Raw genomic sequence first — 11,927 nt, 5'->3', positions numbered from 1 at the left:
AGAGAGCATCTGATCTAGGTAGTTGGTGTCCTGGGATGATTTTGTGACTGGTGCTGTTGGCGGTCGTTGGATGAGGCGTGAGTGTTCGTCGTCCTTACCGCAGTGACGTGTCCGACGCCCGCTGGGCCTTGATTGGACCGGTCTTCGCCGCGTGGCGGGCGAGACGGATCGGACCCGGAACCGCAGCTCGGGTGCACGATCTGCGAGAGATCGTGAACGCGATCCTTTACGTCAACCGCACCGGCATCCCGTGGGAGTACCTGCCGCACGACTTCCCGCCGTACAAAACCGTCTACGACTACTACGCGAAGGGGGAAGCCGACGGCACCACCCAGCAGGTCCACGACCTGTTACGCGACAAGACCCGCCGATTTCATGGCCGCCGTGCGGAGCCGACCGCGGCCGTGGTGGACGCGCAGAGCGTGAAGACCTCGGCAAACGTCGCCGAGACGAGCCAGGGCATCGACACCGGCAAGAAGATCAAAGGCTGCAAGAGGCACCTGATCACGGACACGCTCGGTCTGGTGCTGGCCGTCCTCGTCACCGCCGCGAACGTCCACGACACCAACGGCGGCAAGCTCCTCCTCAACGACCTGGCCGCGGCACATCCCAGCGTGTCCAAGGTCTGGGCCGAAACGGTGGGTGATCGAGCGGATCTTCGGCTGGCTGATGCAACACCGACGCCTGGCACGGGACTACGAAGCCCTCCCGCAGAGATCCCGGACGATGATCCACTGGGCCATGGCTAACAAAATGTCGCGCGAACTGACCGGAGAATCCGCACCAACCTGGCGAATCGAAACAGATATCCCACTCACATCCGCATGAACACTGATCAGATGCTCTCTAAGTTGGAAAGGTGCTGCGAAGGATTGGCGCCTGTCGGGACTGGCATGAGGCTGACACTGACACGGGTGGGCAGGGTCTGCTGCCCATCGCGCTTGCCGCGGTCCAGTGGACCCGTCCGGTCTCCCGCTGTCTGCGTCACCGCCTCGGACAGCGTCGTACGTGCGTCTTCGGGTTCCTCCTCACGCTGCCCTTCCGGTTGAGCCGGTTGGACTCCGGCTGTGAACGTCAGTTGGGGCTCTGGTGCGCGGATACTGATCGTGCCCGAGCAGTGCCAGGGCCTCCGTGATCCGTTGGACTTCGTAGCGCCGCTGAGCGGCGTCGGCACTGTCCACCCAGCCGGTCAGCATCCACGTCGCCATCGACGGCAGTGACGTACTCGTGCTCCAACTCGGCCAGGCAGGCGGCGATATGATCGCTGCGCCGGGCGGTCCAGCGGATCAGCTCGTGCGGCACCCCGGCAATCTCCTTCACCGGGCGGCGCCCCGGGGTGACGGTGCGCGGCTCGGTCGCCAATCCCAGCACCTCGCAGACCTCAGCAGCCACGAGCTCGTTGTAGAGGGCGGAGCCGGCCACCGTGTTCTCGTGCAGGGCCAGGGTGTGGATCGAGCCCCACTTCCCGTCCAGGCGCTGTCCCTTCACGGACAGCGGCAGGTGGTCATGGAGCAAGGGCCTGCCGGAGCGTGCCTCGTAGTGGCGGAGGCGGGCGGCGACCAGACCGCCGGGCGGCCGCGCGGTCCTGGAGGGCGGTGAAGTCCAGCCGCCCGTCACGCGGCACGACGAGGTCGCCGTCGAGAACAACGTCCTTGCCCAGCTCTGCCACGGCGTCGGCGAGGTCGGGGAAGGCCGGGCGAGGACAACGGAGCGCGGAGCCCGCTGGAGCGACGCGGACGGGCACGGGATTCCGGCGCCGTGGTGTGAGCGGAAGGTTGGGGGGGCGACGAGCGGTGAGTCGGACCCCACCCTGCCACCGGCCACCTGAAGGCGGGTTCAGGTGGCTTCAGGTTGTCTTCAGGATCACTCCGCCACTGTGGATCTTGTCGAGCCCACCGCTTCGCACCAACCGACGCGCCGTCAATTGGCGTGCCAGGAGGAACTTTCCGATATGCAGCCCCTCATCGATCACGCCCGGTCCTTCCACCTACAGTCCGCGGCACGACCCGAGGAGTTTGCCCGCCTGGCCGAGGGCCAGTCCCCGCAGGTTCTGTTCATCACCTGTTCCGACTCTCGGGTCGTCCCCTCATTGATCACCGGGGCCCGTCCTGGTGAGCTCTTCGAGCTGCGGACCGCGGGCAACATCGTCCCTCCGTACGCCTCCGAGCAGCCCACGGGCGAGGCGGCCACCATCGAGTACGCGGTGGAGGTGCTCGGAGTCCAGGACATCGTCGTCTGCGGCCACTCGCACTGCGGCGCGGTGGGCGCGCTGCTACGCGGTGACGACCTGACCTCCGTCCCCGCGGTGCGCGACTGGCTCGCGCACGCGACGCCCCGGCCCGAGGGGGTGGTGGAAGACCCGGCCGTCGCCCAGGCCGTGCAGAACCACGTGCTGACACAGCTGTTGCGACTTCGTTCCCATCCTTACGTCGAAAGCCGCCTCGCGCAGAACCAACTCCGCCTGCACGGTTGGTTCTACGAAGTGCACACGGGGTCCGTACTGGCCCATGACGTGCACGGCGACACCTTCCAGGCCCTGTGAGCGCGACCGTGGACCACCGGACGAAATTCCCTCATCTGCGGCAGGACTTCGCCGCCTCGCTCGTCGTGTTCCTGGTCGCCCTGCCGCTGTGCGTGGGCGTCGCCGTGGCCTCCGGTGTGCCGGCCGAACTGGGCCTGATCACCGGCATCGTGGGCGGTGTGGTCACCGGCATGATGCGCGGCAGCAGCTTCCAGGTCTCGGGCCCCGCCGCCGGACTGACCGTTCTGGTCTTCGAGGCCGTGCAGGAATTCGGGCTGCCCGCGCTCGGGGTGATCGTGCTCGCTTCCGGCCTTCTCCAACTGGCCATGGGAGCCTTCAGACTGGGGAGCTGGTTCCGGGCCATCTCGGTCTCGGTCGTCGAGGGCATGCTCGCCGGCATCGGACTCGTGATCATCGCGGGCCAGTTGTACGCGGCGGCCGGCATGACGGCCCCGGCCTCCGGCCTGGGTAAGATCTCCGGGCTGCCCCGGGCACTGGTCGATGCCGCCGGGAGCACTACTGCCCTCGCATCCCTCGCTCTCGGCGCCGGCACCATCGCCGTCATGCTGGTGTGGAAGCGGCTGCCGCGGCCCGTACGGTCCGTTCCGGCGGCGCTCGCCGCGGTCGCGCTGGCCACACTGGCGTCTCTGGCATTCGCCATGCCGGTCGACACGGTCGAGGTGCAAGGGCTGGCCGGCTCCATTCAACTGCCCGGGCTCGACGCCATCGGTGGGCTCGCCGACGTGAGCGTGGTCGGGACAGTTCTGGCCTTCACTCTGATCGCGTCGGCCGAGAGCCTGTTCAGCGCGGCGGCCGTGGACCGGCTGCACGACGGGCCGCGCACCGAGTACGACAAGGAGCTCATCGCCCAGGGCACAGGCAACGTCATGAGCGGGTTCCTCGGCGCGCTGCCGATGACCGCGGTCATCGTGCGCAGCTCCGCCAACGTCCAGGCAGGCGCGCGGACCAAGGCCTCGCGCGTCCTTCATGGCGTATGGCTGCTGCTGTTCGCGGCGTTGCTCCCCTTCGCACTGGCGCTCATCCCGATCCCGGCCCTCGCGGGCATCCTCATCCACGCGGGGTGGAAGCTCATCCCGCTGCGTTCGACAGTGACGCTGTGGCGCGCGCACCGGGGCGAGGCGCTGATCCTGGTGGTCACCGCGGTGGCGATCGTCGCGGTGAACATGTTCGAGGGTGTTCTGATCGGCCTGGCGCTGTCCGTGGCGAAGACCGCCTGGCAAGCCTCGCACATCAGGCTGGAGGTCACCGACAAGGGCGCCGGCCCCATCGAGGCGTGCCTGACGGGCAATGCGACCTTCCTGCGGCTGCCGAAAATCCTCGACAACCTGGAGGCGCTGCCTCAAGACCGTCCCATCCGGCTGGACCTCTCGGGCCTGCACCACCTCGACCACGCGTGCGGGACGGCGCTGGAGAACTGGTCGGCGCGGCACAGTGCAGCCGGGACCGAGCCGGTGAAGGTCACTGAGCTGCCGTTGGAGCGGGCAACGTCCGGCTGACGCGCCCTCTCGCGGGAGCGTAGCGTCCCTCTCTCGGGCCCCTGTCTGACGTGGCGGGGCCCGAGAGAGGGACGCTGGTCGGCGATCGGGGCTCAGGTTCCGGGCGCCGCGGAGTGTCCTGGTGTCGCCGCTCCCCCTGGCTATGGCGGTGAGTTTCGGATCTGGTCCACTTCGTGGGCTCTGTCGCTGATTTGGGGGTGCACTCGATCGCGGGCGGGTGGGCATCACCTGTTGTGTGAAAAATGCAGTGAGCGGCCTCACCCACGGAGAGATCTCCGCCCATCTCGCCGAGGTCTATGGGGCCGAGGTCTCCAAGACCACCATCTCCACGATCACTGACGCGGTGATGGAGGGCATGTCAGAGTGGCAGAACCGGCCCCTCGACCGGGTCTATCCGGTCATGTTCATCGACTGCATCAACGTCAAGATCCGTGATGGCCAGGTCGCCAACCGCCCCATCTATATGGCCCTCGCGGTCACCGCCGAAGGTCACCGCGACATCCTCGGCCTCTGGGCCGGCGACGGCGGCGAGGGCGCCAAGCACTGGCTGCGGGTCCTGACCGAACTCAAAAACCGCGGCCTCGAGGACGTATTGATGCTCGTCTGCGACGGCTTGAAGGGCCTTCCCGACGCGGTCGGGGAAGTCTGGCCCAAGACGGTCGTGCAGACCTGCGTCGTGCATTTGTTGCGGGCCTCGTTCCGCTATGCCGCCCGACAGGACTGGGACAAGATCTCCAGGGCCCTCAAGCCCGTCTACTCCGCACCGACCGAGGACGCCGCCACCAGCCGGTTCCTGGAGTTCACTGAAGTCTGGGGCGACAAATACCCTGCGATCGTGCGGCTTTGGGAGAACGCCTGGGCCGAGTTCGTACCGTTCTTGCAGTTCGACGCCGAGATACGCCGGATCGTCTGCACCACCAACGCGATTGAGAGCGTGAACGCACGCATCCGCCGGGCGGTCCGGGCTCGCGGCCACTTCCCCTCCGAGGCCGCCGCACTGAAGTGCATCTACCTCGCGGTGATGTCCCTGGACCCCACAGGGAAGGGCCGCAAACGGTGGACCAGCCGTTGGAAGCGAGCCCTCCAGGCATTCGACATCGCCTTCGATGGACGCCTCTCGGCAGCCCACAACTGACCGACCAAACAACCCAGTTACACCGGTTAAATTGACAGGCCCGCAGCCGGGGCCGTGAATCGGATGTCGCTGATGGGTAGTCTGCCACCACAGGGTGGGGGAGGTGCGGTTGTGGTGAGGCTACGGGGGGCGGCACTAGCCCTCACCGTCACGGTGGTTGCGTCAACTGCGTTGTTGGCGTTGGCCAGTAACGCAGCAACGGGAGAAGACCGTTGGCCGGGCGCCCTTGACCTGTTACGAGAACACGCGTGGCCCGCGGTCGCTGTGCTACTCATCGTGGGTGTCGGCGCCGCGGTATTGCAGACTGCCGTCGCGAACCGAATATCCGCTGCTGCAGAAGGCCCTCCAGCTCCCGGCCCGGCAGACGTACCAGACTGGGTGACTGATCGCGTTCAGACACAGCAGGCCATCGCTGCCGTATGTGGTCGCCTTCATGGCCCCATGCCTACCGTCACTGCCCTTGAAGGCGCGGGCGGGTTCGGCAAGACCACACTTGCTGGCCTGGTGTGCGCCAACCGGAAGGTGCGGCGACGATTCCGCGGCCGGATCTACCGGGTCACCGTAGGGCGGGATGTTCGTGGACGCGCGGCGATCGCAGCCAAGGTCAGTGAGGTCACACGCTTCATCACAGGTAATGCCGAGGTGTTCGAGGACCCTGAGCTTGCTGGCGCACACCTGGGGCGCCTCCTGCAGAAACGCCCGAGGACGCTGCTCCTCCTCGACGACGTATGGGATGCGGAGCAGCTCAGGCCGTTCCTGATCGGCGGCAGAAACTGCGTCCGGCTGGTCACCACACGCCGGCGGGATGCACTTCCTGGCACCGCCAGGCGCATCTTGGTCGACGAAATGTCCGCGTCAGAGGCTCGCCGAGTGCTGACCAGGGATCTCGCGCCAGTGCCACACGAGACCGTCGAGAGCCTCCTGGAGGCCACGGGCCGTTGGCCGCTGCTACTGCGTCTTATCAACCGAGTGATATTCGCCGAAGCAAGTCTGACCAGTGGAGAATCGGCTCGTACTGTGGCAACCACGGCGGCAGGGACGCGCGTATTGCAGCAACTGAGCGAAATCGGTCCGACTGCGGTCGACGATCCGTGGGGCCCTGTGGATCTGGACGACCCGGCACAGCGGACCAAGGCCGTTCGGGCCACCATCGAAGCCGCCGTACGACTGTTGCCAGAACACGGCGCGGAACGACTGACCGAACTATGCGTTTTCGCCACCGACGATGCCGTCCCGGTGGCATTGGTCGAAACGCTATGGCGGAAGCAAGCTGGACTGACCATCACCGAATCGCAGGCCCTGCTGCGAAGGATCACAAGTCTGTCCCTCGCGAACCCGGTTCACGGCGATACGGGAGCACTGGCGTTGCACGACGTCGTGCGTGACTATCTCCGGGCAGAATTGGGGCCCGCGCACCTGAAGCAGCTGCACGAGTCGCTCGTCGATGCCGTGGCCGACCAACTGCCGTCGGCAGACCCACTCCTCGCGGATAGAATTGCTCCCAGCAGATCGTGGTGGACGGCTCAGCACGGCTATCTGCTCGATCACCTCATCGATCACCTCCTGTCGGCCGAGCGAAACACCGAAGCCGAAGCCACCATCGGGGATATCCGCTGGGTCGAAGCACGCCTCCTGCACCAGGGGCCTGCTGCGGCGCAGAACGACTGCCTCCGCGTCGCCACCGAGTCCTCGATACAGCGAGGCCGCGATATCGCCCAAATTTCGCACCTCTTGGCGCCAACCGATCCCTCTGAGGCTGTCGTCGGCATTCTTCACGAGCGCCTTTTCCCTATCCCTGCCTGGCAGGAGGAGATCACCGCACGCCGTGCAGAACGCCCTGCTTCGGCCCTGATCGATGATGGCGAATTACCCGATCTGCCTGACCCCGCCTCGGAACGCACTCTTCTGGGCCACACCGACTGTGTGTACTCCCTGGCATTTTCACCCGATGGCACACGGCTCGCTAGCGCGGGCGACGACGGTTTCATCCGACTCTGGGACCTTGAATCCGGCAGCACCGCTCACGCCCTCAAGGTCAGATTCGGATGGCTCAACCGGGTCCGAGTCCTGGCCTACTCGCCCGACGGAACCCAGCTGGCCACCGCAGATTCCTTCGGAGTCAGGCTCTGGGACCTGACCGCCGGCACCGCCACCCGCTCCCTCCCCCGCCGCCACACCAGCAGGACCCGTGACCTTGCGTATGCGCCGGACGGGACCCAACTTGCCACCGTCGGCCACGACGAAAAGGTCCGGGTCTGGAACCCGGTCACCGGCAAGATCACCGCTGTACTCGGCGGGCACACGAGCCGAGTCCGTGCACTGGCCTACACACCCGACGGCCGGAAACTCGTCACAGGAGCCGCCGACGGAACGATGCGAGTCTGGGATCCGGCCACCGCGGCGACCCTCGCTGCAGGTCGCGGAGACGCCTTCAAAATCCGCGTCCTGGCCATCTCCAGCTCGCACTACATCGCCGCCGGCAACAGCGCCTTCGACGACCCGATCGTAGAAATCCACCACAGGGCCACAGGTGCACTCGTGCATGCCATCAGCCTCGACACCGGCAGACTACAGACAGCAGCGTGCTCGCCGGACGGCACGCAACTGGCCACGGCCGAAGCCGACGGGACAGTGCGACTGTGGGATACCGCCACGGGGGCCGCTATCCATGGACGGCGCGGCCACCTTGACCGGGTACATGCCTTGGCCTATTCCCCCGACGGAATGCGCCTCGCCAGCGCAGGAGCAGACAACGCGGTACGCATCTGGAATCCCCACGCCGACTCCAGCGAGTCCCGCTATGCAGGCGTGCAGAGCCTCGACCTCGTGCGGAACGGAACTCGGGCCGCTGTCGCCTTTTCTGACAAGAGGGTATACATCATTGAAGTGGGCCCCGATGGGAGCACCGATGGGACGCGTACCATCGCCGTTCCTGAACGCGCCGTCTGGCGGTTTCCCATCGCTATGTCCCCGGATGGAACCCACATCGCCACCGGTGGTGCCGAGGACCATGCCATCCGACTCCGGAACCAGCAGAGCGGAGACCTGACCGACACCCTCTCCGGGCATAAGCGCAAAATCCGTGCGTTGACGTACTCGCCGGACGGGACTCAACTCGCCTCAGGTGCCAGCGACGGCTTGCGACTCTGGCACCTGGCCTCTGGGGCGCACATGCACCACCTCACGGGTGTTTTGGGTGCTAACGCGTTGGCGTATGCCCCTGAGGGGCGTGAACTGGCTGTTGCCAACGGTTCGTTCGTCTATTTCATAGACCCGGTCACCGGCCAGCGCAAAGGGCGCTATGCCCATCCCCGGGATGTACGCGCGGTGGCGTACTCGCCGGACGGAGCCCAACTCGCCGCAGGTCTTGAGAATGGCCAGGTGATCGTATGGGACCCGACAACTGCCCACAGCCAACTTCACTTCCTCGCCACCCATACCGCCGCGGTGAACGCTGTCTCGTACTCGCCCGACGGCGTCTACCTGGCAACGGCCAGCGACGACCTGTCCTTGCGGATCTGGAGCCGACACGGCACTCCGGTCACCATGACGCGAACCGAGCAAGCCCTCGTAACTCTGGCGTGGGTCTCGGACGCCACTGGTTACGGCCTCATCGGCGGTGGTGGGGCCGGAGCGTACCTCTGGAAGTTCATAGCGGTCAGCACCAGCTGAGTTGCCCAACATGAGGTCCCCTTGCGCGCGGTGACGAACCCGGTGACGCCGACGGATGATCACGGCCCAGGAACATGACATCCACGGCCGCGCCAGCCTCAGAGGAGCCATCCCTGCGGTGAGCACAGGTCAGGACATCTTCACCGCCTCACTCCTGGTCATGCTGCCTGCCCTGTGCGACGTCCCTCCAGCGGAACTCGAGCGTCGACAACTCCAGCACCCCCTGAAGTAGTCCTTGATCTACGGGCCCGGCGTCGACCGGCGCATCGGCGTGGCGGCCACCAGACAGTGACGGACAATTCCCGGATACGGGTCCATGCGGTCCTCGCGCCGCTGGACGCGAGCCGGATGAGGCGGACGAACTCATCTGAGCGCTGGAGGTCGGTGCCATTGGCCGGGGCGCGCCAACCGCGCCTCGCCTTCACGCGGCACACCGACCACCCGCTCCCTCGGAGCGCTCTGCGAGCTCGGCGAGCCTGGGCAGCCGAGCGTGCGAAGCGCTGCCGAAGGGCCTTGGACGGGCACGCGACCTGGTTGGCACAGCGGCAGGAGGCGAAGGAGGAATTGCAGGCGCAGGTGTGGCTGTCCGCAGCCGACAGCCGTCGGCTGCGAGCCATCGCCGCGCGCACCGGCCCTTCCCCGGAGCAGGTCCTCGCCCAGCTCGCCGGCCATGCCGTCATGGGCCAGGACAGCGTGGTTTGGGTCCCTGAGTTCGCCCCCACGAGTTGAGCACGCCCAGCCCCAGCGTCCACAAGGCCCTCATGCGGCCGTACGGGGGCCGTGTCGTCAAAGTCCCGCCGGGTTGGCGAGCGGCTGGCGTTACTTGGCTAAACTTCCCGCTCTGCGCCCCCTGTTCGGGTGCATGCGAGAATCTCCGGATGGGCTCGATCACGGACTCCGCGCCGCTCACCCTTCGCCCCGCGACCGCCGAGTTGCGGCCCGTCGTTGAGCAGTTCGCTCAGTTGTACCGTCACGACATGTCCGAGTTCCTCGGCCATCTTCCCGCGGCCAATGGAACGTTCGGATTCAGCACCCTGCCGCTGTTCTTCGACGAGCCCGGGCGAGAGGCCCTGCTCATCCAGTACGGTGCGGCGCCGGGCGGTTTCATCCTGACCCGTCCGATGCCCAAGGGCGGGACCTCGATCTCCGCGTTCTTCGTCGTACGGGCCCTGCGCAGGCGAGGCGTAGGTCAACAGGCTGCTCTGCAGCTGCTGCGCTCCCGCCCCGGCGCGTGGGCAATCGCTTTCCAAGAAGCCAACGCGGGCGCCGCTCGCTTCTGGCGTCAAGTCGCCACGGCAGCCGTGGGCTCCGCCTGGCACGAGGAAACCCGCCCAGTTCCTCCACCAGCCCCCGCGACCCTGCCCGAGGACACTTGGATCTACCTGAACACAAGCTCCTAACTTGACTCTGTCGGGGGTCTTGGTGTTTCCGGGTGCGGCGGCATGATTAACGGGCATGCTCGGGGCTGTTTCGCAGACCGATGCAGCTGTTGGGGTGTGCGTTGTCCTTCCGTTCCCGTTCCAGTGAGCAAGTCCCCTCGCTGACCGCGCAGATCGCGCGGGCGAGCAACCCGGTCGGTACGACGGCGATATGGGTGCGGGACCGGTTGGACGGGCTGTGGCACGACGAGGACTTTGCCGGCTGGTACCCGCGCGACGGCCGTCCCGGTCTGTCGCCCGCCCAGTTGGCCACCGTCTGCGTGCTGCCAGGCCGGACTCGTACGCGAGCGCTCCACCCAGCGCACCGACTCCACCCACGTCCTGGCCGCGGTGCGCGACCTGACCCGGCTGGAACTGGTCACCGAGGCGGTCCGTGTCGCGCTGGAAGAAGTCGCCCGCACGGCCGGGCACCTGCTGGTCGGCCTGGTCGACGAGGAGCGGAGGCGCCGCTACGGCCGTCCGGTCCGCCTGGGCAAGAACCCCACCCGGCCCAAGACCACGATCCTGGCCGCCGGCGACGATACCTGTCGGCTGCTGCAGCGCCTCCACCAGCACGGATCCGGCTACCGGCCCGGCCCGCAGGCCGAGGCGCACCGGCAGATCCTCGTGCAGAACTACTCCCGTGACGCGGTAGGCCGCCTGCGCTGGCGGACCGCCCACGACGGCTGGCTGGCGCCCTCCTCCTCGGCGATCGTCCCCCTACGACATCACGGCGCGCAACGTTGGCCACGGGCACATCATCAGCTGGAAGGGGTTCGCCGCGCATGTCACCCAGACGTGCGCCTCCGGCAGCGTCAACGTGATCACGGACGTGGCCACCACCTCGGCAGCCACCAACGACAGCCAGGCCCTGCCCGGCATCCACACCCCACTGGCGCGTCGGGATTGCTGCCCGCCGAGCACCTGGTCGACGGCGGCTGCACCTGCCTGGTCCACCTGGAACGAGCCCAGCGCGAACACCAGATCACCGTCAGCGGCCCACTGCCGGGCAACCCCACCCGCCAGCACCGCAAGAACGAGGGCTTCGACCGGGACGACTTCCACATCGACTTCGACTGCCGACAGGTCACCTGCCCCCAGGGCCAGATCAGCCAGGGCTGGCACGGCCCCTACCCGGCGTCCTCACCCACCGCCGCCCCGCTGATCGTGGCCCGGTTCACCAAGAGCCAGTGCCGCCCCTGCCCGGTCCGCACCCGCTGCACCACCACCGCCGACAGCGCCCGGACCCTTGGGCTTTCCCCCCACGAGAACTCCGCGACCTGCAACTCCGCGTCCGCGCCGAGCAGCAGACCCCCGACTGGAAGACCCGCTACGCGGTCCGCTCCGGACTCGAGGGCACCATCAACGAGTTCGCCCACGGACACGGCATGCGCCACTGCCGCTACCGAGGACAGTCGAAAACCCATCTGCAACATGTACTCACGGCCATCGCCGTGAACATCGAACGCCTCAGCGGCCTGTCACCGACTGAGGAAACCCCCTCACTCCCACCGACCAGCGATAACTCAACAACCAAGATCAGCCGTTAAGTTGACACACCCCCTACTGGAACCACCACCAGATCGCGGCGCCGTTCAACGGGTTTCTTCCCAAGAGTGAGCTCGGCGTCAATCCCGCCTGCCTCGGCGACTGCACGGTGTGGC

8 protein-coding genes and 2 pseudogenes are annotated in these 11,927 nt (G+C 66.9%); 9 read left to right on the top strand and 1 reads right to left on the bottom strand.

Features of this window, described 5'->3' with window-relative positions:
* Window positions 1-77 precede the first annotated feature (77 nt).
* Window positions 78-828 (top strand): annotated as a pseudogene (locus tag AB0E78_RS41165) (IS5 family transposase).
* Window positions 829-1,074: 246 nt separating this feature from the next.
* Here the strand turns inward: AB0E78_RS41165 and AB0E78_RS41160 are convergent.
* A complete protein-coding gene (locus tag AB0E78_RS41160; RefSeq protein WP_361844615.1) occupies window positions 1,075-1,647 on the bottom strand; it encodes a relaxase domain-containing protein in 573 nt (190 codons plus the stop codon).
* Between the two features lie 304 nt (window positions 1,648-1,951).
* Between AB0E78_RS41160 and AB0E78_RS41155 the strand changes: the two genes are divergently transcribed.
* From AB0E78_RS41155 to AB0E78_RS41120, 8 genes and pseudogenes are all read left to right on the top strand, one after another.
* Window positions 1,952-2,542: a carbonic anhydrase gene (locus tag AB0E78_RS41155; RefSeq protein WP_361844612.1), complete on the top strand. Its 591-nt coding sequence runs from the start codon at window positions 1,952-1,954 to the stop codon at window positions 2,540-2,542.
* Window positions 2,539-4,038, top strand: a complete 1,500-nt coding sequence (locus AB0E78_RS41150) for a SulP family inorganic anion transporter (RefSeq protein WP_361844610.1) — start codon at window positions 2,539-2,541, stop codon at window positions 4,036-4,038. Before AB0E78_RS41155 ends, AB0E78_RS41150 begins: the two co-directional genes overlap by 4 nt.
* Window positions 4,039-4,255: 217 nt before the next feature.
* Window positions 4,256-5,173, top strand: a complete 918-nt coding sequence (locus AB0E78_RS41145) for an IS256 family transposase (RefSeq protein WP_361844608.1) — start codon at window positions 4,256-4,258, stop codon at window positions 5,171-5,173.
* A 63-nt stretch (window positions 5,174-5,236) separates the two neighbouring features.
* A complete protein-coding gene (locus AB0E78_RS41140) occupies window positions 5,237-8,845 on the top strand; it encodes an NB-ARC domain-containing protein (RefSeq protein ID WP_361844605.1) in 3,609 nt (1,202 codons plus the stop codon).
* Window positions 8,846-9,379: 534 nt separating this feature from the next.
* Window positions 9,380-9,574 carry a hypothetical protein gene (locus AB0E78_RS41135; RefSeq protein WP_361844602.1) on the top strand — a complete coding sequence of 65 codons (195 nt, stop codon included), beginning with the start codon at window positions 9,380-9,382 and terminating at the stop codon, window positions 9,572-9,574.
* 149 nt (window positions 9,575-9,723) lie between these two features.
* Window positions 9,724-10,245 (top strand): GNAT family N-acetyltransferase, encoded by a 522-nt coding sequence (locus AB0E78_RS41130; RefSeq protein WP_361844600.1) that lies wholly within the window; start codon window positions 9,724-9,726, stop codon window positions 10,243-10,245.
* 369 nt (window positions 10,246-10,614) lie between these two features.
* Window positions 10,615-11,481: pseudogene (locus AB0E78_RS41125) on the top strand (IS1182 family transposase); the annotation flags it as partial.
* Window positions 11,454-11,813, top strand: a complete 360-nt coding sequence (locus tag AB0E78_RS41120; protein ID WP_361844620.1) for a transposase — start codon at window positions 11,454-11,456, stop codon at window positions 11,811-11,813. The pseudogene AB0E78_RS41125 and the gene AB0E78_RS41120, both read left to right, overlap by 28 nt.
* The last annotated feature ends 114 nt before the right edge of the window (window positions 11,814-11,927 follow it).

The organism is Streptomyces sp. NPDC032198 (genome assembly GCF_040636975.1).
Lineage (GTDB): Bacteria > Actinomycetota > Actinomycetes > Streptomycetales > Streptomycetaceae > Streptomyces.
Note: the sequence above shows the minus strand (reverse complement) of the source record. Positions and strands in the feature narration are given on the sequence as shown.